This is a genomic window from Drouetiella sp. (assembly GCF_059504425.1).
Genome location: NZ_JCACIN010000067.1, coordinates 1 through 23,322 on the forward strand (window position 1 = coordinate 1; position 23,322 = coordinate 23,322).

The 23,322-nt window shown below is 49.5% G+C and carries 23 protein-coding genes and 3 pseudogenes; 24 read left to right on the forward strand and 2 right to left on the reverse strand.

Annotated features, from left to right (window positions below; all coding sequences use genetic code 11):
- The first annotated feature begins 142 nt into the window (after positions 1–142).
- The 24 genes and pseudogenes from AC5JMP_RS15820 (at position 143) to AC5JMP_RS15935 (ending at position 21,523) form a co-directional block, all read left to right on the forward strand.
- Positions 143–1,270 (forward strand): ISAs1 family transposase, encoded by a 1,128-nt coding sequence (locus AC5JMP_RS15820; RefSeq protein WP_495852448.1) that lies wholly within the window; start codon positions 143–145, stop codon positions 1,268–1,270.
- Positions 1,271–1,752: 482 nt separating this feature from the next.
- Positions 1,753–2,145: an Atu4866 domain-containing protein gene (locus tag AC5JMP_RS15825; protein ID WP_495852482.1), complete on the forward strand. Its 393-nt coding sequence runs from the start codon at positions 1,753–1,755 to the stop codon at positions 2,143–2,145.
- 57 nt (positions 2,146–2,202) lie between these two features.
- Positions 2,203–2,847 (forward strand): nuclear transport factor 2 family protein, encoded by a 645-nt coding sequence (locus AC5JMP_RS15830; RefSeq protein ID WP_495852449.1) that lies wholly within the window; start codon positions 2,203–2,205, stop codon positions 2,845–2,847.
- A gap of 61 nt (positions 2,848–2,908) precedes the next feature.
- Positions 2,909–3,673, forward strand: a complete 765-nt coding sequence (locus AC5JMP_RS15835) for an SDR family NAD(P)-dependent oxidoreductase (protein ID WP_495852450.1) — start codon at positions 2,909–2,911, stop codon at positions 3,671–3,673.
- A 33-nt stretch (positions 3,674–3,706) separates the two neighbouring features.
- A pseudogene (locus AC5JMP_RS15840) lies at positions 3,707–4,467 on the forward strand (SDR family oxidoreductase).
- 473 nt (positions 4,468–4,940) lie between these two features.
- Positions 4,941–5,468: a TetR/AcrR family transcriptional regulator gene (locus AC5JMP_RS15845; protein WP_495852451.1), complete on the forward strand. Its 528-nt coding sequence runs from the start codon at positions 4,941–4,943 to the stop codon at positions 5,466–5,468.
- A 102-nt stretch (positions 5,469–5,570) separates the two neighbouring features.
- Positions 5,571–6,506, forward strand: a complete 936-nt coding sequence (locus AC5JMP_RS15850) for an SDR family oxidoreductase (RefSeq protein ID WP_495852452.1) — start codon at positions 5,571–5,573, stop codon at positions 6,504–6,506.
- A gap of 1 nt (position 6,507) precedes the next feature.
- On the forward strand, positions 6,508–7,830 hold the full coding sequence (locus AC5JMP_RS15855) for an MFS transporter (protein WP_495852453.1): 1,323 nt from the start codon (positions 6,508–6,510) through the stop codon (positions 7,828–7,830).
- A gap of 268 nt (positions 7,831–8,098) precedes the next feature.
- Positions 8,099–8,977 carry an NmrA family NAD(P)-binding protein gene (locus AC5JMP_RS15860; protein WP_495852454.1) on the forward strand — a complete coding sequence of 293 codons (879 nt, stop codon included), beginning with the start codon at positions 8,099–8,101 and terminating at the stop codon, positions 8,975–8,977.
- Positions 8,978–9,008: 31 nt separating this feature from the next.
- Positions 9,009–9,755 carry a 3-oxoacyl-ACP reductase family protein gene (locus AC5JMP_RS15865; RefSeq protein ID WP_495852455.1) on the forward strand — a complete coding sequence of 249 codons (747 nt, stop codon included), beginning with the start codon at positions 9,009–9,011 and terminating at the stop codon, positions 9,753–9,755.
- A 361-nt stretch (positions 9,756–10,116) separates the two neighbouring features.
- On the forward strand, positions 10,117–10,515 hold the full coding sequence (locus AC5JMP_RS15870; RefSeq protein WP_495852456.1) for a RidA family protein: 399 nt from the start codon (positions 10,117–10,119) through the stop codon (positions 10,513–10,515).
- A 212-nt stretch (positions 10,516–10,727) separates the two neighbouring features.
- Positions 10,728–11,102 (forward strand): ester cyclase, encoded by a 375-nt coding sequence (locus AC5JMP_RS15875; RefSeq protein WP_495852457.1) that lies wholly within the window; start codon positions 10,728–10,730, stop codon positions 11,100–11,102.
- A 220-nt stretch (positions 11,103–11,322) separates the two neighbouring features.
- Positions 11,323–11,481, forward strand: a pseudogene (locus AC5JMP_RS15880) (SDR family oxidoreductase); the annotation flags it as partial.
- Between the two features lie 49 nt (positions 11,482–11,530).
- A complete protein-coding gene (locus AC5JMP_RS15885; RefSeq protein ID WP_495852458.1) occupies positions 11,531–12,631 on the forward strand; it encodes an aldo/keto reductase in 1,101 nt (366 codons plus the stop codon).
- A gap of 15 nt (positions 12,632–12,646) precedes the next feature.
- Positions 12,647–13,687, forward strand: a complete 1,041-nt coding sequence (locus tag AC5JMP_RS15890) for a Kelch repeat-containing protein (protein ID WP_495852459.1) — start codon at positions 12,647–12,649, stop codon at positions 13,685–13,687.
- Between the two features lie 38 nt (positions 13,688–13,725).
- Positions 13,726–13,938 carry a hypothetical protein gene (locus AC5JMP_RS15895; RefSeq protein ID WP_495852460.1) on the forward strand — a complete coding sequence of 71 codons (213 nt, stop codon included), beginning with the start codon at positions 13,726–13,728 and terminating at the stop codon, positions 13,936–13,938.
- Between the two features lie 174 nt (positions 13,939–14,112).
- A complete protein-coding gene (locus tag AC5JMP_RS15900) occupies positions 14,113–15,000 on the forward strand; it encodes an AraC family transcriptional regulator (RefSeq protein WP_495852461.1) in 888 nt (295 codons plus the stop codon).
- Between the two features lie 296 nt (positions 15,001–15,296).
- Positions 15,297–15,431, forward strand: a complete 135-nt coding sequence (locus AC5JMP_RS15905) for a transposase (RefSeq protein ID WP_495852462.1) — start codon at positions 15,297–15,299, stop codon at positions 15,429–15,431.
- A gap of 16 nt (positions 15,432–15,447) precedes the next feature.
- Positions 15,448–15,720, forward strand: a pseudogene (locus tag AC5JMP_RS15910) (ISH3 family transposase); the annotation flags it as partial.
- Between the two features lie 153 nt (positions 15,721–15,873).
- Positions 15,874–16,596: a 2Fe-2S iron-sulfur cluster-binding protein gene (locus tag AC5JMP_RS15915; protein ID WP_495852463.1), complete on the forward strand. Its 723-nt coding sequence runs from the start codon at positions 15,874–15,876 to the stop codon at positions 16,594–16,596.
- Positions 16,593–17,585, forward strand: a complete 993-nt coding sequence (locus AC5JMP_RS15920; RefSeq protein WP_495852464.1) for an FAD binding domain-containing protein — start codon at positions 16,593–16,595, stop codon at positions 17,583–17,585. Before AC5JMP_RS15915 ends, AC5JMP_RS15920 begins: the two co-directional genes overlap by 4 nt.
- Positions 17,582–19,696, forward strand: a complete 2,115-nt coding sequence (locus tag AC5JMP_RS15925) for a xanthine dehydrogenase family protein molybdopterin-binding subunit (RefSeq protein WP_495852465.1) — start codon at positions 17,582–17,584, stop codon at positions 19,694–19,696. Before AC5JMP_RS15920 ends, AC5JMP_RS15925 begins: the two co-directional genes overlap by 4 nt.
- A gap of 100 nt (positions 19,697–19,796) precedes the next feature.
- On the forward strand, positions 19,797–20,954 hold the full coding sequence (locus AC5JMP_RS15930) for an XdhC family protein (protein WP_495852466.1): 1,158 nt from the start codon (positions 19,797–19,799) through the stop codon (positions 20,952–20,954).
- A gap of 29 nt (positions 20,955–20,983) precedes the next feature.
- Entirely contained in the window at positions 20,984–21,523 is a 540-nt protein-coding gene (locus AC5JMP_RS15935) for a nucleotidyltransferase family protein (RefSeq protein ID WP_495852467.1), read from the forward strand.
- Between the two features lie 19 nt (positions 21,524–21,542).
- On the opposite strand, the gene AC5JMP_RS15940 is transcribed toward AC5JMP_RS15935, so the two are convergent.
- Entirely contained in the window at positions 21,543–22,373 is an 831-nt protein-coding gene (locus tag AC5JMP_RS15940; RefSeq protein ID WP_495852468.1) for a carbohydrate ABC transporter permease, read from the reverse strand.
- A gap of 22 nt (positions 22,374–22,395) precedes the next feature.
- The gene (locus AC5JMP_RS15945; RefSeq protein ID WP_495852469.1) at positions 22,396–23,304 is read right to left on the reverse strand and encodes a carbohydrate ABC transporter permease; all 909 of its coding nucleotides are present in this window, start codon (positions 23,302–23,304) and stop codon (positions 22,396–22,398) included.
- Between the last annotated feature and the right edge of the window lie 18 nt (positions 23,305–23,322).

A 23,322-nucleotide genomic window follows, 5' to 3' on the forward strand; every position in this document is an offset into this window, starting at 1 on the left:
AGACGGCTTCAAGCACCTTAAAGCAGAAGCCGGAAGATGTCAAATGGGTTCTATATGGCAGGGCAAACGCATCTTAATGGTTTTGCTGACAGTCAGGTTCTCTAATGGGAGAGGATAGGCAAGACCTGTTGAGAACCGATTGATGAAGCTAAAGCCGAAGCACAAGCTGGTTGAGCATTTGAGTTCGATCGAAGACCCCCTCATTGAGCGCAGTCAACGCCACAAACTCATTGACATCCTGACCATTGCCATTGTTGCGGTCATTTGCGGTGTAGATAGTTGGGTGGGAATGGAAAGCTTTGGACAAGCCAAGCTCAAGTGGCTCAAGCGCATCCTGGAGCTACCCAACGGCATTCCCTCCCATGACAACTTTGCGCGTGTGTTTTCCCGTTTAGATCCAGACCAGTTGCAGCAGAGTTTTCTCAACTGGGTGCGCGCTCTGGGGCGCTTGAGCAACAAAGAGGTGATTGTCATTGATGGTAAAACGCTACGCCAGTCCTATGACAGTGCTGACAGCAAAGCAGCCATCCATATGGTGAGTGCCTGGGCAACCCAAAACCGCTTAGTGCTGGGGCAATGCAAGGTCGATGAGAAGTCCAATGAGATCAAGGCTATCCCGCAGTTGCTCAAAGTGCTCGAACTGAGCGGCTGTATTGTCACAATTGATGCAATGGGCACTCAAAAGCAGATCGCCAAGCTGATTGTTGAACAAAACGCTGATTATATTCTGGCGCTCAAAGACAACCAGGGCAATTTGTTTGAGGATGTCCAGCAAATCTTTGCTCAAGCACAAGCAACTCAGTTTGCTGGGATTGAGCATGAGTTTGACCAAACCGTAGGCAAAGGACATGGACGAATCGAGATTCGCCGCACTTGGACGATGGGACAAGTGGAATTCCTCATGGATGCCGACCAGTGGGCAAAGTTCACCAGCATCGGCATGGTGCAGTCCGAGCGCCGAATCAATGGCAAGGTTGAACGGGAAACGCGCTACTACATCAGTAGCCTCAGCAGCAATGCTCAGCGTCTAGCACAGGCGGTTCGCAGCCATTGGCAAGTGGAAAACTCGCTCCACTGGGTGTTAGATTTAGCGTTTCAAGAAGATGCCTGCCGAATTCGCAAAGACCATGCGCCGGAGAATCTTGCCGTTGTGCGCCACATTGCTCTCAACTTGCTCAACCAGGAGACTACAGCAAAGCTCGGCGTCAAGAACAAGCGACTGCGGGCAGGGTGGGATGAATACTACTTGCTCAAGGTCTTGCTCAATTAAGATGCGTTTGCCCTGATCGTAGGAGTCCTCTCTACTCGACGGCTCGACCCCAGGTTCGCTAACACCATAAGAATCTGATAAATCATTATAAGAATCTGAAAGAACTTGAGTGTTTGCACTCATTACACTTAAGTTAACTACTCATAGATGGATTTGAAGCGCGGTGAAACGATGCAACTCAACAAGTTATTAAATCAGCGGTCTTTTCGTGCGCGAGACTTCCGCGCAGATTCATTGAATCACTAACTTTGATCAGATCATGCTCCTGAAATTGATGTGACCGATCGAGCCGCAGACTTTGCAGTCATCAGGCTGCGAACGATCAGTTTAGACAGTTGAAAATGACATATCGGCACTACGGTTTGATGGCTCAGAACGCAAATCAGTATCAAACCATATTGAGACAAAGAAAGTCTTGTATGAAAACACAATCAATGCCCAAAACATTGACAGTGATAATCAGTTTGGGAGCTTTTGCATTGATGAGCTGTACTCCTCAATCTACGGCAGAAGAACCCGCACCAGAATCCTCCGTAGAAGCTTCTGCCACTGCAGCCCCGTCAGTTGCTCCATCTCCTCAAACCTCTAGTAATCGCCAAACTATGAATCTAAATCAAGCTAATACGGCAGCCTCCCAAACCAGTAATCTTTACGTCGGAATGTGGGTTACGGAAGATGGTTATATCCGCCATGAACTTCTACCGAACAATCGTTACGACGAAGCTCGCGGTAACAGAGAGAGAGCGTATCAGGGATGCTATGAAATCACAGGAAATCGCATTAATTACTGGGACGATACTGGATTTACCGCCGATGGCGAGTTTCGTGACGGCGTACTTTATCACGGTGGCTATATTTTTTACCAAGAAAGATGATCCCTTCAACAGAGAGCAACGATGACTCAAATTGCATGAAGATTTCAGGAGATTGGGATGATACGTTATTTAAGTCAGATTTTCATTGGCACAGGGCTGATCGGACTGCTGGCTATTCCGGTGATGACGCAAGCTCGCACGAATGAGGCAGATTTTCAGTCGAATGGGACTGCGTTTGAGCCAAGTCATGACTCGACCGCATTGCATAACCAGCCTGCCCTCGATCAGTTTCCAGCGATCGCAGATTTGGCTCAGGCAACTCAGCCCAATCAAGCAGACGCACAGGAGACTCAGGTGATCGAACAGCGCAACAAGGAAATCGTCCGGCAGTCTTTTGACGGTTGGCGCAACGGAACTGGCAACTTCTTCGACCTGCTCGCCCCAGAAGCAACCTGGACGATCACGGGCACTGGCGCAACTGCGGGAACCTATCGCAAGCAAGCGTTACTCGATCAAGTTATCAACCCAACCAGTGCCCGATTATTGACCCCAATCGTACCAACCGTACGCGGCATCTGGGCAGATGGCGATATGGTCATTGCCCTGTGGGATGGAGAGGCGACCGCCGGAGACGGCAGACCTTATCGGAACACCTACACCTGGTATTTCAGAATGCAAAACGACAAAGCAATCGAAGCGATCGCCTTTCTGGATATGCAAGAGTTCAACGACTTGTGGGCAAGAGTTTCACCGAGAAACTAGGGCTGGTCGCCATGTCGCTGAGCTAGAGCGACTTCCAAAACTTTAACAAGGAGAACTAACCATGACAAACAACACGAAGATCGCATTGATCACAGGAGCGAGTCGAGGACTGGGCAAAAATACGGCTTTGGCACTGGCTAAAAAAGGAGTCGATGTGATTGTGACCTATCGCAGCAGCAAGGCAGCAGCGAACAGCGTTGTCTCTGCAATTACAGAAATCGGTGGTAAAGCCGCTGCTCTGCAATTGGACACTTCCAGCACAAAATCCTTTGATGAATTTGTGGCACAGGTCAAACAGACACTTCAAGATCAGTGGCAGACCAAACAGTTTGATTTTCTGGTGAACAATGCTGGAATTGGAATCCATAAGCCGTTCGCTGAAACCACCGAGGACGATTTTGATCGATTAATGAACATCCAATTCAAGGGCGTTTTCTTTCTCACTCAAAAGCTGCTGCCCTTGCTCAAGGACGGTGGACGGATTGTGAATCTTTCGTCAGGTCTGGCTCGTTTTACGCTGCCGGGTTACTCAGCTTATGCCAGCATGAAAGGCGCGATCGAGGTGTTGACTCGATACATGGCAAAAGAACTGGGACACAGACAGATTGCTGTCAATGTTGTGGCTCCGGGTGCGATCGAAACCGATTTTGCGGGCGGTGCAGTCCGTGACAATCCAGAAATCAACAGCTTCCTCGCTTCGCAAACGGCGTTAGGTCGGGTGGGTGTTCCCGATGATATTGGCGGGGCGATCGCATCTTTACTTTCTGAAGACAACCGCTGGGTAAATGCCCAGAGAATCGAAGTCTCTGGTGGTCAGTCTATTTAATTTCAATCCACCTCAACAGTCAGGAGAACCATCATGTTGAATGTAGAAAACAAGGTGATTGCTATCACCGGGGCCAGTAGCGGTATCGGTGAAGCCACCGCGAAGCTGCTCGCCCAAAATGGTGCAAAAGTCGTTTTGGGGGCGCGGCGGACAGACAAGCTAGAGAAGCTCGTCGAGGAGAATCAAGAACTCCGCCGCAAGCGGACGGAGTATGAACAGCCAACTTTTCTTGCTAATGACTTACGCCGCAAGCGGCGGGGAATCTACCCGTAGAGATTGAGTTTGCCAAAGACAAGTTTGGTCGCGTCGATGTCATCTTCAACAATGCAGGTGTAATGCCCTTATCGCCGATGAATGCCCTGAAAGTCGCGGAATGGGACAACATGATCAATGTAAATATTCAGGGCGTGTTGAATGGTATCGCGGCGGCGCTGCCAATTATGGAAGCGCAAGGGGGCGGACAAATCATCAATACTGCGTCCATTGGTGCCCATGTGGTCGTACCCACTGCGGCAGTTTACTGTGCAACCAAGTATGCGGTTTGGGCAATTTCTGAAGGACTGCGGCAGGAATCACAAACTATTCGCGTCACCATCATATCTCCGGGTGTCGTTGACACTGAACTTGGCTCTGATATCACCGATGAGTCATCCAAAGGCTTGTTAGAAGAATTTCGCAAAACTGCACTGGCCTCAGAGGCGATCGCCAGAGCCGTTTTATACGCTGTATCCCAGCCGGACGATGTTGATGTCAATGAAGTGGTTGTCCGCCCAATCAGCCAGACGATGATGTAAACATTGGACGACACCACTCTGTCTCATCACTGATTTATTTAAGTCTTAAAACCACAAAATCGACTCGCTTTAATGCGGCGCTCAGTTCTGCTACAGGCATCAACAAAAACGCGAACTTTAGCCGAGAGATGGCGGTTTTTCGGGTACAACCCGGCGATCGCCCTCACTCCATCTCTCCCAACCACTCTTTCCCACAACCAACGCCATCGTACTCAATCTTTCGCTGGAAAATGAAACTATCTGAGTGCATCAGTCTTTTACTAAGGAGTACATATGCAAACACAGTTCATTACATCAGAGGCGATCGCTCCTGCCAATGGTGCAAGATCGGAGATAAGGCAATGACACAAGACACAACAAAAATCGCTACTTTTTTTGGATGCCACAGTCCTCACTTAATTGACTGTCTAGTCACTTATTGTTATAGTGTGGGTATGGCTAGACCTAAAAGCGAAGATAAGCGGAATGCGATTATGGAAGCAGCAACACGCGCGATTGCTTCACAGGGGTTAAGTGCGTCAACCGCTTTAATCGCCAAAGAGGCGGGTATTGCGAATGGTTCACTGTTCACTTATTTCGAGACTAAGACTGATTTATTCAACCAACTTTATCTTGAACTAAAAACCGAAATGACTGCAGCCGCTATGAAAGACCTTCCGGAGAGTGGCGATCTCCGCAAACAGGTTTTTCACGCTTGGTCGAACTGGATCTACTGGGCTGTTTCCAATCCCTACAAGCGGTACGCCTTGAGGCAACTGAATGTTTCAGATGGCATTACCCCTGCGACGCGCAGTGCAGCGGACAAGGTTGCCGTTGAATTTAACGATTTAATCAAACGCATCCGTGCCCACGGCTCTTTGCAAACAGCACCATTCAGCTTTGTTGGCGCGCTGCTGAATGGGTTGGCTGAAGCAACAATTGTCACTATGGTGAATGACCCTGACAATGCTGAAAAGCATTGCAAAACTGGCTTCGAGACATTTTGGCGCGCGATTAGCTAATTTTTTTTGACTTATTAGTGACTGCCTAGACAGTCACTAATAAATTGAACACGGCAAACCCATGGTTGAATGTCAAATTCAACTCTTCATCAGGACAAACTCATGACGAACTGGACAACTGCAAATATTCCTTCTCAAAAAAGCCGATCGGCTGTTGTTACCGGCACTGGGGGACTCGGATTCGAGGATGCCCTGGCATTAGCACGGGCTGGAGGCGATGTTATCATTGCGGGTCGCAATTCTCGCAAAGGCGCAGCGGCAGTCGCAAAAATTCGTAACGAAGTGCCATCAGCAACAGTACGTTTTGAACAAGTTGATCTCGCCAGTCTTCAGTCCGTAACAGACTTCGCCAGACGACTTCGCAGCCAGCGAGACAGTCTTGACCTGCTGATTAACAATGCGGGTTTAATGGCGCCTCCGAAGCGACTGGAAACCACTGATGGCTTTGAGATGCAATTCGGCGTCAACTATCTTGGTCACTTTGCCCTTACGGCGGAACTGATGCCGTTGCTGTGCAAAGGGAAAAATGCGCGCATTGTCACGCTATCAAGCATCGCTGCGCGGAACGGCACTCTCAATTTTGATGATTTGCAGGCAAACCACAGTTACGAACCAATGGCTGTATATAGCCAATCGAAGCTTGCCTGTCTGATGTTTGCCTTTGAGCTACAGCGGCGCAGTGAAGCTGGTCAATGGGGCATCGCCAGCCTTGCAGCCCATCCCGGTATCGCGCGCACAGATCTTTTATATAACTCGCCTGGCGGGTGGAGTGCCCGCATTATCGCGCGATCGCTTTTATGGTTCCTCTTCCAACCGGTACCGCAGGGCGCACTCCCAACGCTTTTTGCGGCGACCTCGCCCGATGCAAAGGCTGGTGCTTATTACGGACCACACAAGCTGAGCGAAACGCGCGGTTTTCCAGCTTTGTCAAAGGTGCCTCCGCAGGCTACGGACACCGACGTGGCAGCGCGACTTTGGGACATATCTGAAAACCTGACCAAAATTAACTTTGGGTATCCAAGCGAGGTAAATACTTAGCATGACAGGAAATACTGCACCCTCAAATTCCCAATTGGAAGCGATCGACATTGAATATGTGCAGGGATGGCGACAAGCCGCTCTTCTTCTTGTACTTTTCCTGATTAATGCACTTGCTCAGATCGACAGAATTTTGCCGTTTATTCTGTTCGAGTCGATCAAGGCGGATCTTTCACTGACTGATACCCAAGTCAGCTTGATTATCGGAATCCCCTTTGCAGTCTGCTTTACACTCTTCTTGTTGCCGCTTGCCCGTGCTTCGGATCGCGGATCGCCCCGTTTTGTCCTCATTTCGTGTCTCTTGTGCTGCAGCGCGATGACAGCGCTGGGCGGTTTGTCCGCGAGTTTAGTGTTTTTGGTTCTGACGCGGTTTGGTGTCGCGTTTGGTGTGGCTGGCTGCACTCCTTTAGGACATAAACTGATTGCGCGCAAAATCAACCCAGGACGTCGCGGTCTAGCGCTAGGCATTTTCTCCATGGGCATTCCGCTCGGCGCTATGGTCGGATTTGCTGTTGGCGGCGCGATCGGCGATACGTTAGGCTGGCGCGTTGCCCTATTTGGTGCCGGAGCCATCGGAGGGTTGCTCACCCTGTTAGCTACGTTCGTTGTAGAACCGACCCCGCCGCTTAAGCCAATGGCAGGCAATGTCGAACCGTTTTTGCAATCGAGCCTGAAGTTGCTTTCGTCTCCGGCATTCCGTTGGCTATTCATCACTGCCATCGCCGTCGGTTTTGCCACAGTCCCTTTTTACATCTTTTGCGCGCCTTTCCTGATCCGTACCCATGGCTTCACCGCCACCGAAGCCGGACTGGCAATTGGGCTTTTGCAGGGACTGATGGGAATCGTCGGATCGCTCTTAGGCGGACGCGAATTAGACCGCGCAGTTCGCTCCGGGACAAAGAGATTGCTTCTGCCTCCTGCCGTTCTCTTCCTGATTACCACTGTGACAACAACGGCAGCGTTGTTCGTGCCGACCGGATGGATGTCCGTTCTCTTGTTGGTGCCAGGCATGCTTTCCTTTGCATTTATCCTGCCATGGGTTTTTGGCACTGCACACCTTGTGGCAGGTAAGGGTAAGGAGGCGATGGCGTCTAGTCTTGGACTGATAGGTTCCTCTCTTCTGGGTCCAGCTCTCGGGCCTTTGTTTGTTGGCATGATTAGCGATGCAGCTACAGCGGCACAGATGCCAAATGGACTTAGATTTGGGCTGCTGATTGTTCCGATCGCATGTTTCCTGTCCGGTATCGCATGTCTGATTGCAAACCAGCGCATCGCCGTATTGCTTAAATCTGTCCGAAATCTAAGTACAGGACAAAAATCGTAGAACGTCTGAAAAACTATTCATTTAGAGATTAGACACAATGAGAAAGCATCTGGGGAAATGTCCGAGCAGTTGACAGGCGTTCGCTTCGTGCCAGTGGGCAATACCGCTGAGTCTATTTGCCCTTTGTGCACTTGATTTTCTTGAATACAAGCGAATCGTTTCTGTTCGCCTGATTAGAAATGACCGTGTTCCATCTCTTGCCGAACGCGAGAGGTGAAATGAGAAGGTCTACTGACGCGGATAATTATAGAGTCACGAGGCAAATCTTATGTATGTAGTTTTCGGTGCGACTGGGCAGACGGGTTCTGCGGTTGCTGACGCTTTGCTTGAGAAAAATCAGTCCGTGCGGGTCGTTTTGCGCTCGGACAAAACCGCCGCCGCTTGGCGGGACAAAGGCGCGGACGTTGCTTTTGCAGACCTAAGCGACTTAGAAGCGATGACCAATGCGATGCAGAACACGGACACTGTTTACGCGATGAATCCGCCTGCATACAACGTCGCCGATATGTTCGTAGTGGCGAGAGGAATCGGTGAGCGTTACGTTGCCGCCATCAAAAATTCCGGCGCGCAGAAAGTCGTATTGCTGTCTTCGGTCGGCTCGCAACACGCTTCGGGCACGGGAAATATTTTGACGACGCACATGTTGGAGACGATTTTCGGCGACTTAGAAATTCCCGTCGCTTATTTGCGGGCATCGGCATTTTTGGAAAATTGGGGCAGCGTGGCGCAGGTTGCCGCTGAGCAGGGCATTTTGCCGAGCTTCTACACGCCGCTTGAGCGCAAAATTCCGATGGTTTGCGCCACCGATATCGGACGAGCCGTTGCCCAAGCGATGACCGAAACTTGGACGGGCAAGCGCATCATCGAACTGCACGGCGCAGCAGATTATTCGCCAAACGATGTCGCCGCCGCTTTTGCAGCCGTTCTCAACCGTGAGGTGCAGGCTGTCGCTGTCCCCGAAAGCGAGTGGCAGACAACGATTTCCAGCTTCGGCTTTTCGCCCGAAGCCGTCAACAGTTACAGCGAGATGATGCGCGGCTTCAATTCTGGTCATATTGTGTTTGAAGGGGGAAGCCACGTTCAAACAGTCAGGGGGCAAACGATGATTGCAGATGCCATCGGCAAACTGATCGAAGCACAAGCTTGAATCAAAAATTTCACCCATAAAGGAGTCCACCATGACGACAACACTGGCAGGCAAAGTGGCACTGGTTACGGGCGGTTCACGCGGGTTAGGAGCGGCGATCGCCAAACGTCTTGCTCACGATGGAGCCGCCGTTGCGCTCACCTACACCAGTTCGCCCCAAAAAGCGGCTCAGGTGGTTCGAGATATCGAAGTGGCAGGGGGAAAAGCTTTGGCAATTCGGGCTGACAGTGCTGATGTAGAAGCGGTAAAACATGCTGTAACTGAGACCGTCAACACCTTCGATCGTCTCGATATTCTTGTTAATAACGCAGGAGTTGCCGTCGTCGCGCCGATCGACCAGTTCTCGATCGAGGAGTTTGACCGATTGGTGGCGGTGAATATCAAAGGCGTTTTTGTCGCCACTCAAGAGGCTATTTGTCACATGGGTGAGGGGGGAAGGATCATTATGCTTGGCAGCGTCAGCAGTGATTTCATCACCCCCTATGTCGGCCTCTCAGTCTATGCGTTGACGAAGGGGGCGATCGCCAGCTTTACCCGTGGTCTTACCCGCGATCTGGGGTCTCGCGGCATCACCGTCAACAACATCCCACCTGGCCCGATTGACACCGATATGAATCCCGCTGATGGAAGCTTTGCCGTAGAGGTGACTAAGCTGACTGCCCTCAGTCGCTATGGACAGGCCGACGAGGTGGCTGGCATGGTTTCCTATCTCGCCAGCCCTGAAGCCGCTTTTGTCACGGGCGCGAGCCTGAAAATTGATGGCGGCTCGAATGCTTGAACGAGACGTAATCAAATTTGCAATTCCTGAACTCGACCAGGAAAGCACGATGTTACAAAAACTTTCAAGAAAAGTTGCGCTAGTCACGGCGGCACTAGCGACATCGGTCTTGCCACAATCAAGCGATTTGTCGATGAAGGTGCCAATGTCTTTATCACGGGTTGTCGTCAGACTGAGCTTGACGCAGTTTAAACCAGATGGGTAAGAACGTCTTGGGCATTCAGAGCAATGTGATGGGAAGCTTTATCAATCGCGCAGTAACACCATAAGAATCTGACAAACTGCCCTAAAAATCTGAAAGAAACCAGGTATCGGAACTGACTACACTCCAGATAAATATATAGAAAAGGACTTAGACACCATGAGAAAGCAACTTGTTAACCCGCCACAACGTTATGATGGCAAACCGCACGGATTGTCCCACGCTGTAAACGATACCGCATCGGGTGTCGTTTACATTTCTGGTCAGGTTGACTGGGACATGAATTTCCAAGTCTCATCCCATACTGTCGAGGGGCAACTAAAGAACGTGCTAAATAACCTAACGATCGTCCTAGATGCAGCGGGAAGTTCCGTAGAGAATTTGCTGAATCTTCGCATCTACATTCGCGGTGAACTTGGAGAATTCTTTGACGATATTGCGCCAATTCTCGCGCAATTTCTGGCAGACTCACGCCCCGCGATTACTGGCATCGGTGTTGCCTCGCTCGCCTCCCCAGAAACATTAGTTGAGATTGAGGCAATAGCAGCCCTTAAGTAACTGTCTGCTAACTGGGTTGGCGAAATCCCTCCAAGTGTGTGTTGGGCAGGCGCACAGCTCGTGCGACGCCACCAAAAGTGTCGGGTTCACTCAACACTATAAGAATGTGACAAACTGCCATAAGAACCTGAGAGTAATCCAGTATGGAGACTTACTACACTTCAGATGGATGGAACATTACGTAACTCAAATCTATGGATTTCTCTCACCTTATGGAACAAACACTTAAACAGAATAAAACATTCGTTCACAATCATTTTGAAGAGATTGTGAACCGCAAGAATTCTGCCATTGCTTACCAAAACTTTGCACCTAACTTTATAGATCATGAAGAACCTTTTGCAGGATTGGTGAGTCCCGATCTAGTTAAGCAGACGATGGAGAAAGCATACGCAAAGTATCCCGATTTGCGCGTTACAGTCGAGGACACGATCGCTGAAGGCGACAAGGTTATGGTGCGGTGTCTATGGCGTGGGACTGATTCTTCCACAGGTAAAGAGATGGAGTTTAAGGGCTTTGTACTTTGGAGATTAGCAGAGGGCAAACTTGCTGAGCGTTGGGCAACGATTGCACCGCCACTTAGGTAAAGTATCTTTTTGCTAACCCAGGCACAAGCGTAATCGCGAATAATTCGTCCTGGTCAACTCTACAATTTTAAGGTGGTGGATAAAATGATTAAGCACAAAGATTTTGCGTCTCGAATTACTGAACGGAGACCCTTAGCGAACCTGCCAAGTATGAATCCTTCTCTGAGGCTGTTAGTGCGGTAAATCAGCAAATTGAAAAGCACTGCCTGTTTGCGGGAGAGGCAAGACTCAAGAACAGATTGAGCATCTCAGCAAGCTTGCTCCAATGGAGCGGCATGGAGAACCCCTCGACATTGCGCGTGTCGTTTCATTCCTGGCAGAAACGGACGGGGGCTGGGTTAATGCTCAAGTTCTTCGCGCTAACGGCGGTTACGCTTAATTCAAATTCGGTATATTTCATCTTCAACTCATTACAAAGAAAACGCACAATGAAGGCAACCCGTCCAGCAATTAGGCGAAATGTTTCCCGTCGGTCGGTACTTGGACTGTTAGGATTTGGTGCCGCCACCGCTGCCTTAACACCCACTTTTTTGAAGACGGCACGGGCACAGAATCAAACTCAAACTCAACCGTCGCAACCTGCTTCAACCCAACTATCGCAAATCATCACGAAGGAAATTCCGCGTACAAAGGAGAAACTGCCTGCAATCGGTCTGGGAACGTTTATGACCTTTGATACTTTATCTAATCAGCCCCGCGATCATCTTCAGCAAGTAATGCGCCGCTTTTGGAATGCAGGCGGGCGAGTGGTCGATACCTCACTGCTCTATGGGATGTCGGAAGTGAACGTGGGCGAATTTGCCAGAACACTCGACTTGACCAATGACTTGTTTATTGCTGACAAAACCTGGGCAACTGGTGAGTATCTGGGCGATCGCAGCCAAGCGCAGCGTCAGTTAGAACAATCAATGACGCGATTATCACGCGATCGCATTGATGTAATGCAGGTTCATAGCTTGGTGAATGTAGATGCAATTTTGCCCTTGTTAAAAGCATGGAAAGCAGAAGGTAAAATTCGCTACGTGGGCGTTACCCACCACGATCCGTTATATTTTGCTGCGCTTGAGAGATGGATCGAGAACGGCGATCTAGACTTTGTTCAACTTCGCTACTCAATTCGTCAACGTGGAGTTGAAGACAGAATTCTCCCTGCGGCAGCGGCGCGAGGAACAGCCGTCTTAGCCAACATGCCCTTTGAAAAAGCCCGCCTCTTTGAATTGGTAAAGGGGCAACCACTACCCGATTTTGCCAGTGAAATTGGCTGCGAGAACTGGGCGCAGTTTTTTCTCAAGTATGTGATTTCTCACCCGGCTCTAACCTGTGCGATTCCCGCAACTACAAACCCCGATCACGTTGTTGAAAATATGGGGGCACTAAGAGGATCGTTACCTGATGATTCAATGCGTACCCGAATGGTGGAACACATGGAAAGCCTTCCCGGCTTTGACAACCTTCTCCAAACGCCCTGGTATCCTGGCAAGAATTTTAGCGGGTTGGTTCGCCTGCCAAATCCACGTCCAATCGGTTGAGATGGAGTCTGTATTATGTTGCGTAGATTTAGGTATTTGATTTTCCTGTCGCTGTTGGTCTTTTCACTCATAGCGCTAGGTTCGCCCGTGCTCAGTCAAGCACAAAGCCAGTTGCCCTATTGGACTGAAGCTGCACCGCCAACAGTCGCTCGGCAAGAGCTATATCCAGAAGTTTTGGACGGAAAAATTTACGTGGTCGGCGGTTTACTCAGCCCAAACACCGGGTTCTCAGCGCATTTCGAGTCTTATGATCCGGTCAACGATACATGGACAGCCTTGAGACCGCTTCCTGAAGCCCGACATCACATTACGCTGTCGGCAGTCAATGGCTTGCTCTATGGTGTGGGTGGTTTCACAGGTGGATTTCCAGACTGGCGGGCGCAGCCGACAATGTTCGTCTACGATCCTGCTTCTAATACTTGGACTGGAGGGATTGACCTGCCAGCGGCTCGTGCCGAGGGTGTATCCGCAGTGGTCGATGACAAGATATACCTGATTGGTGGGCGCGTTCGAGCTACTGAGGATGCTCGGCTGTTCAATGACCACATTGATAGTGTGCGAAACGAAGTCTTTGATCCGACGATAGGGCGTTGGACAGCCCGTGCCAATGCACCCACAGCGCGAAACAGTGCAGCGTCGGCTGTCATTGATGGAAAGATCTATGTGGTCGGGGGGCGCGAGTTTTCTAAGAATGCTGATGGCACGACGCAGCAGGTGAATGTGCCAAATCTTGAGGTCTACGATCCAGAACGCGATCGTTGGGAAACACGATCGCCGCTGCCTCAAGCCCAAGGGGGTCTGGCTGCAACCGCACTCAACGGCAAACTTTACGTGTTTGGCGGCGAACAGTGGGTTCCAGAGCAAAAAGTTTTTGCCGAAAGTTGGGTATACGACCCGGAAACCGACGTGTGGGAAGCATTGCCGCCCTTGCCAACTCCACGACATGGATTGGGAGCATCGGCAATTGGCAACCGAATCTTTGTGTTTGGTGGTGGCACCCAAACAGGCGGAAATGCAGCAACAGCAATCCACGAGGTGCTGGTATTGCCCACCTAGAGTGCTATGCACTAAGAAGTTTATTGAGAATGATCCTAATGACGCATTCAACATTACAATTCAAGAATGATTCTGAGGATGAGATTACACCTCAGAATCATTCTCTCTGTGACTCTAGAGTTAATGATGCTCTGATTGCGATCGCGCAAGAAGTCGCTGAGTTGTTGAAACAATCTTATCCAGTACAAGCCGATGAAATCGATACCATAGAATTAATAGGCGGGAACAATTTTGTTTTGCTGAATGCTTGACTCTTGGCTGAGTTGGTAAAGTCTGTCTAAGGAGAGAAGTATCGATCGCTAGCTTATGCTTTAATACGTCGATGTCATCTTAGGTTCCTGACTGGAAAACGCTTTTTCTGTGCTAGCGTCGGGCTAGTAAAGTGTCTGCTTTGTAACTGCAAGTAATTGGTAAGAGCAAGCTCTATGGCTAGCAACCTGCTCAACTCGCTCGAACTCAGCCAACGGTTCAATAAACCACGGATACTCTCCAGTCGTCAAATGAACTGGAATGGCATTTTGGTTGAGCAGCTTCAAAGTCCTGTTTCAACTTATGAGGTGGAACTCCCAGCCTTCTCAGATCATTGGCTCAGCTTGCACTTGGGGAATCCTGCCCCTATGATTCAAAAACGGGACGATCGCCTGCATGAATCAATCCTTTACGAAGGGGACAATCTCTTTGTCCCTGCTGGACAACCAAGTTACTGGTGTCGAGATAAGAGTGGTGTCATTTGCGCTCCGCTATTCATTTGCTTAAAACCGGAACTGATTCAACACGTTGCTGAAGCTTCCGATATTGATTCAAATCGGTTTGAGCTTTTGCATAGCTTCGGTCAGCAAGATCTGCAACTTCACCAGATTGGCATGCTGCTGTTCGCTGAGTTGCGATCGGGTGGGATGATGGGGAAACTATATGTCGAATCAGTTACTCAAATCCTGGCAATTCATTTACTGCGACACTATTCGACTGTCACGCAACCGATCGCATCACAAAACAGCAGCATCACTCGTACCCAGTTGCAGCAGGCGATTGATTATATTCACACTTACCTAAATCGAGATCTATCCTTGGTGGAACTGGCAAGTGTTGTTAACATCAGCCCGACTTACTTTGCGAGTTTGTTTAAGCAAGCAATGGGGATTTCGCCCCATCAGTACGTGATTCAACAGCGTGTGAAACAGGCGAAATTGATGCTGTCGAAAACAGATTTGGCGATCGCAGACATCGCCCTACAAGTCGGCTTCTCCAGTCAAAGCCATCTGACGCAACAGTTTAAACGCCACACTGGAATGACACCGAAGCAGATTCGCTAGCTCCATAGGAATCTAATAAATCACGGTAAGAATCTGAAAGAACTTGAGTGTTAAAACTCATACACTCAAAGTAGCTAAGACGAAGACAATCTTTACAGAAAGTATCTAGCAATAGTTCGGACAGAATTAGGGAGCTATAATGCCGTAGGAACGTAGATTTTGATAGTTCGGATGGGATTTAATCAAAGTTGGATTCAACTCTAACATTGAAATAGGCTCTATAGCTGTTTCAGGGAGGTCGAGGTATGAGAGAGAATTGATAAGATACAAAGAGACTACAAGCTTTGAGCAGAGCAATGTTCAACCTTAACAACCTGATTGATGATGCTAAATGTTATCGGATGGTGCGCCAACTGCGATGGTCAGAGAGGGTTCGCTGCCCTCACTGTGAAAGTGCAGAGGTGATAAAACGGGGAAAAGATGACACCTAACCTCAACGACAGCGCTGAAGACCTGTTTGAAATCCTGCTGCGGGCAGCCAGTCGGGGCGATAGCATCGAACATATAGTGAAACAGCTTGAAGGGGTGCCGAGTGGCAATGGGGTGCGCTATCACCCCGACAAACTGAGCGACATGGCGACAGTGGAGCATCAACTCAATGCGGCACTGCAAAGTCGCATCCCGCCCAAGATTGCCAAAAAACGGCATCGGCTGGCAATTGACTTGCACCTGATTCCCTACTATGGCACTCCCAATGAAGCGGAAGCGCCCTATATCTATCTTGGTGCTTTTATGTTGTTGAAGGCTCTGTAATTCTCAACTTTCTGTAATTCTTAACTTAATTTATGTCCTTATGTAGAGGGTGAACTGTACCGAATTGGGATTTACTCGCAAGCATGACACAGATTCGGACGCTAACTAGAGGCACTGTCGATGCATCCCCCTGAAAACGGAAAAAACCATAGAGCGCGACGAAATTTTTTAGGGCAGGCGTTGACCGCAGCAGGAGCAGCGATCGCTGCTCCCTCATTGCTCAGTCAAGCAACATCTGCTCAAAGTGAAAAGCCTGCTTCTATTCCTGGACAAGGCGAGATATCTGTAACGCTGAGTATTAACGATAAGCAAGAAACTCTGGCGATCGAGCCACGAGTCACACTGCTGGATACGTTACGCGAACGACTGGGACTGACTGGCAGTAAAAAGGGCTGTGACCATGGGCAGTGTGGAGCCTGTACGGTGCTGGTAGATGGACAGAGAGTATACTCGTGTCTCGCGTTGGCAGTCATGCAGGAGGGCAAACAAATTGTCACCGTTGAAGGACTGGCAAAGGGAGATGTGCTGCATCCTGTGCAAGCTGCGTTTATTGAAAACGACGGGTTTCAGTGCGGCTACTGTACGCCCGGACAAATCTGCGCCTCTGTTGCCTTAGTGGATGAAGTTAAACGCGGCTGTGCCAGCGCCGTGACAGAAGATTTTGATAATCTCCCCCAGCTAACGAATCTTTCTGAGGCTGAGATTAAAGAGCGGCTAAGCGGTAATCTTTGTCGTTGCAGTGCTTACAACGGGATTGTTGCTGCCGTCCAGCAAGTCACTGGGCAAGCGCCACCTTCACCCGCAGCAGCAATGTTTATGCAGGAAGCAGGAGTTTCGGCATGAAAAACTTTTCCTATGTCCGTGCCACCTCGGTGAAAGAAGCTGTCCAGCAGGCATCAACGGACAACAATGCGATGTTCATTGCAGGCGGCACCAATCTGGTCGATCGTATGAAAGTCTTTTTAGACGAACCCTCCCAACTGATTGATATTACTCGCTTAGAAATGACGCGGATTGAGCCAACGGGAGAGGGTCTACGCCTCGGCGCCCTGGTCAGCAACACCGCCGTAGCTGACCATCCCGAAGTCCGGCGCAGCTATCCCATGCTAACGCGTGCCATTTTGCTCGGAGCGTCCCAGCAAATTCGCAATGTTGCGACTGTGGGCGGTAACCTGCTGCAACGGACGCGCTGCCCCTACTACTATGACACTGCCTTCGCCTGCAATAAACGAGAACTCGACACAGGCTGTGCGGCACTGACAGGTATTAACCGCATACACGCCTTACTGGGAGCTAGTGACCAATGCGTGGCGGTGCATCCCTCCGATATGTGCGTTCCTCTGGCAGCGCTGGATGCGATCGTGGAAGTGGAAAGCTCTAAAGGCAAGCGCCAAATCCCCTTTACCGACTTCCATCGACTACCGGGCGATGCCCCGCAACGGGACACAACTCTGGAACCAGGAGAACTCATTACGGCAGTCATCTTGCCTCCTGCTCCATTTGCCAAGTCCAGCGTGTATCTCAAACTACGCGATCGCGATTCCTATGCCTTTGCGCTAGTTTCAGTCGCGGCGGCGGTTGAGCTTGCAGATAACCGCATCAAAACAGCCCGACTGGCAATGGGCGGCATGGCGCACAAGCCTTGGCGATTTACGGAAGCAGAGTCATTTTTGGTGGGCAAAGCTGCGAATACCGAAACCTTTCAGCAGGCAGCAGAGCTTGCGTTGCAAGGAGCCAAGCCGCTTGAATACAACGGCTTTAAAGTTGAGTTAGCCAAGCGGGCGATTAGACGCGCCCTCACCGTTTCAGCCAAAGGAGGAGGGATTGTATGAACAAGGTGATGGGGACAGCGGTTAGCCGCAAAGATGGACAGGCAAAAGTAACGGGTACTGCGATCTACTCGGCAGATCACGAAATTGCAGGCCTAGTACATGGGTATGTGGTCACTTCTACTATTGCGAATGGACGAATCAAGACGATCGATACTCGCGAGGCAGAACAGGCATCCGGCATAATTGCCATCTTCACCCACAAAAATGCGCCTCAGGTGTTCAAGCCCAGCAACGACTTTATGAAGTCGAAAATTTATGAAGCGCGGTTGCCGCTGTCGGATGACAGAGTCCACTACGCAGGGCAAATCATTGGTTTAGTGATTGCAGACACCTTTGAACGGGCAAGACAGGGTGCCCACCTGGTGAAAGTCGAGTATGATGCTCAGAAACCCATTGTGGAGGCTAAGAACGCGGTTTTCAAGGAAGCCCCACCTCAGATGGGTGAGGAGTTAAAGTTTGCGAAAGGGGATGTTGTCACAGGCATAGCTAGTGCCGCTATGAAGATAGAGGCAACCTACACGACTTCGACTGAACTCCATGCGCCGATGGAACCCCATGCCACGATCGCCCAATGGCAAGGGACAGATTCCCTCACGATCTATGAGCCATCCCAGTGGCTTGCGTTGAGCCAGCGTACCTATGCGGATCTATTTGGACTACCCTCGGAAAAAGTTCGCATTGTTATTCCCTTCTTAGGCGGAGCATTTGGCTCTAAGGCTTTCCCCTGGCCCCATGCAATTTTGACGGTCGCTGCCGCTCGCCAAATCAAGCGTCCGCTGAAGGTGGTCATGAGCCGCCGACAGATGACGGCTAACACAGGGCATCGCTCTGAAACGGAGCAAACGATTCGTCTAGCGGCAACGACGGATGGTATGTTGAGCGCGATCGCCCACGAAGCAAAATCGATTACATCTCCTGTAGATGTATTCACAGAGCCTTGTACCGCTGTCACGCCAGCCCTGTACACCTCTCCTAATCTGCTGCTTACTCAAGAGTTGGCAGTGATGAACGTTGGCACACCGACCTTTATGCGGGCGCCTGGTGAAAATCCCGGCATGTGGGCGCTGGAGTCTGCGATGGATGAACTGGCCTGGGCGATGAAGCTAGATCCGGTAGCACTGCGGTTAAAGAACGAGTCAAAGGAGCATCAGCGCAAGGGCTTGCCCTTCTCTGCCAAGCATTTCGCTGAGTGTCTCAAAGTGGGGGCAGAGCGCTTTGGCTGGAAAGACAGACCCCAGCTCCGATCGCTAACTCGCGAAGGCAAGCTCGTTGGCTGGGGTATGGCGGCTTCTACTTACCCTGGTCTTCGCGGCACAACCTCTGCAAAGGTACGCTTGCTGCCCGATGGAACCGTCCACGTTCTTACCTCTGGAAATGATATGGGGACAGGATCGTATACTGTCGTTGCAATTGCAGCCGCTGATGCCTTGGGAATTTCTGTTGAAAAAGTGCGGGTAGAGATGGGTGATTCACTGCTGCCGGATGGCGGGTTAGCAGGCGGTTCCCAAATGACCGCATCTCTCGTCCCAACTGTCATGAAAGCCTGTCAAGATATCCTCAAAACCGCCAACTGCACCACTGCAACTGAGGCATGTGCAGCGCTTCAAAGGTCAGGACGAGCGGCGATCGAAGCCTCTGCGTCCTCTGCGCCGGGTGACGAAACCAAAAAATGGGCGTTTCAGTCTTGGGGTGCTCACTTTTGCGAAGTCACCGTTGATGAAGAGATTGGGCGACTGCGAGTCACCCGTTGGGTATCAGTAATGGATGTTGGGCGCATCATCAATACCAAAGCCGCTGCCAGCCAGGTACGCGGAGGGGTAATAATGGGCATTGGGCATGCTCTTATGGAAGAATGCCATTTTGATCCAAACAATGGCTATCCCGTCGTCTACGATCTTGCGACGTATCATATTCCTGCCCATGCAGATACTCCCCGCATTGATGTTACCTTTGTTGGTGAACCTGATCTCAATTTCAATCCCGCAGGTGTGCGCGGTGTCGGTGAAATTGGCATTACGGGTGTCTCAGCAGCCATTGCCAACGCGGTCTATCACGCCACGGGCAAGCGGTTCCGCAGTTTACCACTTACACCCGATAAGTTAATTGCCTGAGACCAACGTTTAACTTGATCGGGTTAGCTGACAAATCTTTTCACTGTAGGCTGGGTTGAGGTATGAAACCCAACTTACAGCCATTAGAGAATTCACTGTAATGAAAGAGTTACAAGCTATCCTCAAGGCATTTGAACAGAGTCAGAGTTCTGGTCAACGATCGGCGATCGCCACCGTCGTCAAAACAATGGGTTCTGTCTATCGTAGACCAGGCGCACGGATGTTGTTGACCGAAGCAGGTCAAAGGGTGGGGGCGATTAGCGGTGGCTGTCTGGAAAGTGATGTGTTTGAACGGGCAAAACTGTTACTGCTTCAAGACTCCGAACCTATCCTTGTCCAATACGACACGACTGCTAGTAATGACTTAATTTGGGGCATGGGCATGGGCTGTAAGGGTGTCGTCGAAGTGCTGATTGAGTCACCAAATACAGAGTCTGCTAAGGGCCAGCTTGAGTTTATTGCAGAATGTTGTCAGCAGAATCAACTGGGCGTGATCGCCACTGTCTTTCAAGTTAAAGGAGACGTTAACGTCCAAGTTGCTGATCGACTGTTCTTAAAATCTGACGGTACAGTTGCGAACAGAATCGCGAATCCTCAACTGGTAACCCGTTTGTTGGAGGACACTTATAGGGTACTTGCGAAAGGGAAAACTCAAGTTATCTCCTATACTTTGGATCACGGTTCTGTTGAAGTGCTGATCGAAGTGATTCATCCGCCTGTACCACTGCTGATTTTTGGGGCAGGGTATGATGCGATTCCAGTGGTGCAACTGGCAAAGCAGCTTGGCTGGCATGTCACAGTCATTGATCATCGATCGACTTACGCAACTCGCGATCGCTTTCTACAAGCAGACAAAATCATTGTTTGCCATCCTGATGAACTTGAAGCCAATCTCACGCTCAACTCACGCACGATCGCTGTAGTCATGACGCATCACTACCTACATGATCGGACCTTGTTAAGAACGCTGTTACCCTCTCCTATTCGCTACTTAGGAGTACTTGGACCGAAACAACGAACTCAGCAATTGTTGGAGGATTTACACATTGAAGGGTTTGCCCCAACTCACGTTCAACAGCAACGCCTTCATTATCCCGTTGGGCTTGATATTGGCGCTGAAACTGCTGAGGAAATTGCGTTGGCGATCGTGGCAGAAATTCAAGCTGTTCTTACCAAACATATAGGCGGGATGCTAAGAGATCGCAAAGCTCCCATTCATCATCCCAATCCAGAACTTATATGCCCACCATTGGCTTAATGATTCTAGCAGCAGGAGCCTCTACCCGGATGGGAACGCCCAAACAATTATTATTGTATCAAGGGCGTAGCCTGCTGCGCTACGTTGCTGAAGTGGCGATCGCTTCTTGCTGTGACCCAGTTGTTGTTGTATTGGGTTCACAGGCTGAGCGAATGAAATTAGAGGCTTGTGCCCTCGCCGTACACATTGTTGAGAATCAGCAGTGGGCAGAAGGCATGGGTACTTCAATTTTTGCTGGAATGACGGCACTAACAGCCATCAACCAGGCTTTGGACGCAGTAGTCATTATTCTATGTGATCAACCTTTTGTTTCTCATCATTTACTGAATCAATTAGTCGAGGCATATCGAGCTACTCAAAGCCCAATTATCGCTTCTGCCTATGAAAATACTCTCGGTGTGCCAGCCCTGTTTGATCGTTCTCTATTTATAGAGCTGATGACGCTAAAAAACGTTGGAGCTAAGTCTTTAATCAAGCGGCATGCTGAAAGAATTTTTCAGGTTTCCTTCCCAAAGGGAGCCATTGATTTAGATACTCCTGCACAGTATCAGCAGTTACTCAGAGGGTAAGTTTCATCAAAGCAATGCCCTACCCCTTACCTCCTGTAAAGGTAACACTTTGAATAAAGTAGCGGTTGAAAAAGATATATAGGCCGAACATAGGTAGCGTAAACATCATGGAAGCTGCCATGATGTAATTCCAATAGCTAATATATTGACCCTTAAAGGTATTGAGCCCTAAGGGCAAGGTAAACATTTCGGGTTCAAATAGAATCACTACAGGTAACAAGAAGTTGTTCCAACTTCCCATAAATATGAAGACTGCTTGCGCTGCGATCGCGGGTTTTGCCAGCGGTAAAACAATGTACCAAAAGATCTGTAAGGTGTTGAGTCCATCCAATGCGGCGGCTTCTTCTAGCGATCGCGGAAAATTAATAAAAAATTGTCGCATCATAAAGATAAAGGTAGCGTTAATCATACCCGGAATGACCATACCTTGATAGGAATTAAGCCAGCCGAATGACTTGAGAATTAAAAAAGTTGGAATTAGCGTCACCTGCGCCGGAACGGCTAGAACCGCCAGGATGACCAGAAACCAGAACTGCTTACCCCGAAACTGTAATCTTGCCAGAGCATAGCCCGCCATAGAATTAAACAGAAGATTGAGCACCGTGACGCAGACGGCAATGAATACACTGTTGAATAGCCATCGCAGAAATAGAGGCTGTTCTAAAAAGATTTGGCGATAGTTGTCTAACGTAAAGTGATGGGGAAAGAAGTCGCCTGCAATAATTTCTGATAGCGGTTTAAAGGACGCGGATAAAGCCCAGAGAAAAGGGATCAGCGTCACGATCGCGTAAACTCCTAACAAAACATAGAGAACCCAGCGAAAGTTAAAGGGATGAATTGAGAATTTCATAAGACGGAAATAAAATTTAAATTTAAGTGGATTCTTGACCAAAGATGTGCTGTTGAATTAAGGTAACAGTAATAATGACAATGGCTAACAAGAAAGCGATCGCCGCTGCATACCCTAACTGGAGATCGCGGAAGACAGACTGATAAATTAATAAAACAACGGTAAGGGTGGCGTTGTTGGGTCCACCTGAACCTCCGGAAAAGATATAGGACTGATCAAACAATTGAAATGTACCAATCACACCCATTGCTACCACAAAGAATGTGACGGGGCGTAACTGCGGCAATGTAATATAGCGAAATTGCTGCCAGCTATTAGCTCCATCTATTTCTGCTGATTCGTAGAGCGATCGCGGAATATCTTGTAGGGCTGCCAGATAGATCACCATAAAAAATGGGGCTGTTGACCAGATGTTCATGATCATGATGCCTTTGAGGGCGACATTAGGATCACTCAACCAGTTGTAGGTGGGCAGCCCGACCAAAGCTAGAGCCTGATTGAGTAAGCCATCTGCGTTATAAATCCACATAAAGATCAGCGTCAGCACTGCTGATGATGTAATGGTGGGCAGAAAGAACAGGATTCGCCAGATATTTTGACCTTTGATTCCAGCATTTAAGGTTGCAGCCAAAGCCAAGGCTAAGACGGTTTGGGCCGGAACCACGATCGCGACATACTCTGCTGTATTTTTCAAGGCAATCCAGAGGCGATCGTCTGCCGCCAAGCGAGCAAAATTGCGCAACCCAACAAACTCATACTCAATTCCACCCAACAGCTTCACTTTTTGAAAGGATAAAAATATGGCAAATAGAATCGGAGCAATCGTAAAAAATCCTAGCCCCAAGATCGCAGGAGCCATCAGCAGATAACCGGCTCCCTCAGTTCTGATTCCCGGTGTTGTCAAGTGCGATCGCCGTCTGCGCTTGAGCATGGTTGTTTTCTCCAATCG

Excerpts from the sequence above, each read along its gene's own strand:
- AC5JMP_RS15820 (WP_495852448.1), top strand. The coding sequence starts at position 143 with ATGAAGCTAAAGCCGAAGCACAAGCTGGTTGAGCATTTGAGTTCGATC.
- AC5JMP_RS15825 (WP_495852482.1), top strand. The coding sequence starts at position 1,753 with ATGAGCTGTACTCCTCAATCTACGGCAGAAGAACCCGCACCAGAATCC.
- AC5JMP_RS15830 (WP_495852449.1), top strand. The coding sequence starts at position 2,203 with ATGATACGTTATTTAAGTCAGATTTTCATTGGCACAGGGCTGATCGGA.
- AC5JMP_RS15835 (WP_495852450.1), top strand. The coding sequence starts at position 2,909 with ATGACAAACAACACGAAGATCGCATTGATCACAGGAGCGAGTCGAGGA.
- AC5JMP_RS15845 (WP_495852451.1), top strand. The coding sequence starts at position 4,941 with ATGGAAGCAGCAACACGCGCGATTGCTTCACAGGGGTTAAGTGCGTCA.
- AC5JMP_RS15850 (WP_495852452.1), top strand. The coding sequence starts at position 5,571 with ATGACGAACTGGACAACTGCAAATATTCCTTCTCAAAAAAGCCGATCG.
- AC5JMP_RS15855 (WP_495852453.1), top strand. The coding sequence starts at position 6,508 with ATGACAGGAAATACTGCACCCTCAAATTCCCAATTGGAAGCGATCGAC.
- AC5JMP_RS15860 (WP_495852454.1), top strand. The coding sequence starts at position 8,099 with ATGTATGTAGTTTTCGGTGCGACTGGGCAGACGGGTTCTGCGGTTGCT.
- AC5JMP_RS15865 (WP_495852455.1), top strand. The coding sequence starts at position 9,009 with ATGACGACAACACTGGCAGGCAAAGTGGCACTGGTTACGGGCGGTTCA.
- AC5JMP_RS15870 (WP_495852456.1), top strand. The coding sequence starts at position 10,117 with ATGAGAAAGCAACTTGTTAACCCGCCACAACGTTATGATGGCAAACCG.
- AC5JMP_RS15875 (WP_495852457.1), top strand. The coding sequence starts at position 10,728 with ATGGAACAAACACTTAAACAGAATAAAACATTCGTTCACAATCATTTT.
- AC5JMP_RS15885 (WP_495852458.1), top strand. The coding sequence starts at position 11,531 with ATGAAGGCAACCCGTCCAGCAATTAGGCGAAATGTTTCCCGTCGGTCG.
- AC5JMP_RS15890 (WP_495852459.1), top strand. The coding sequence starts at position 12,647 with ATGTTGCGTAGATTTAGGTATTTGATTTTCCTGTCGCTGTTGGTCTTT.
- AC5JMP_RS15895 (WP_495852460.1), top strand. The coding sequence starts at position 13,726 with ATGACGCATTCAACATTACAATTCAAGAATGATTCTGAGGATGAGATT.
- AC5JMP_RS15900 (WP_495852461.1), top strand. The coding sequence starts at position 14,113 with ATGGCTAGCAACCTGCTCAACTCGCTCGAACTCAGCCAACGGTTCAAT.
- AC5JMP_RS15905 (WP_495852462.1), top strand. The coding sequence starts at position 15,297 with ATGTTCAACCTTAACAACCTGATTGATGATGCTAAATGTTATCGGATG.
- AC5JMP_RS15915 (WP_495852463.1), top strand. The coding sequence starts at position 15,874 with ATGCATCCCCCTGAAAACGGAAAAAACCATAGAGCGCGACGAAATTTT.
- AC5JMP_RS15920 (WP_495852464.1), top strand. The coding sequence starts at position 16,593 with ATGAAAAACTTTTCCTATGTCCGTGCCACCTCGGTGAAAGAAGCTGTC.
- AC5JMP_RS15925 (WP_495852465.1), top strand. The coding sequence starts at position 17,582 with ATGAACAAGGTGATGGGGACAGCGGTTAGCCGCAAAGATGGACAGGCA.
- AC5JMP_RS15930 (WP_495852466.1), top strand. The coding sequence starts at position 19,797 with ATGAAAGAGTTACAAGCTATCCTCAAGGCATTTGAACAGAGTCAGAGT.
- AC5JMP_RS15935 (WP_495852467.1), top strand. The coding sequence starts at position 20,984 with ATGGGAACGCCCAAACAATTATTATTGTATCAAGGGCGTAGCCTGCTG.
- AC5JMP_RS15940 (WP_495852468.1), bottom strand. The coding sequence starts at position 22,373 with ATGAAATTCTCAATTCATCCCTTTAACTTTCGCTGGGTTCTCTATGTT.
- AC5JMP_RS15945 (WP_495852469.1), bottom strand. The coding sequence starts at position 23,304 with ATGCTCAAGCGCAGACGGCGATCGCACTTGACAACACCGGGAATCAGA.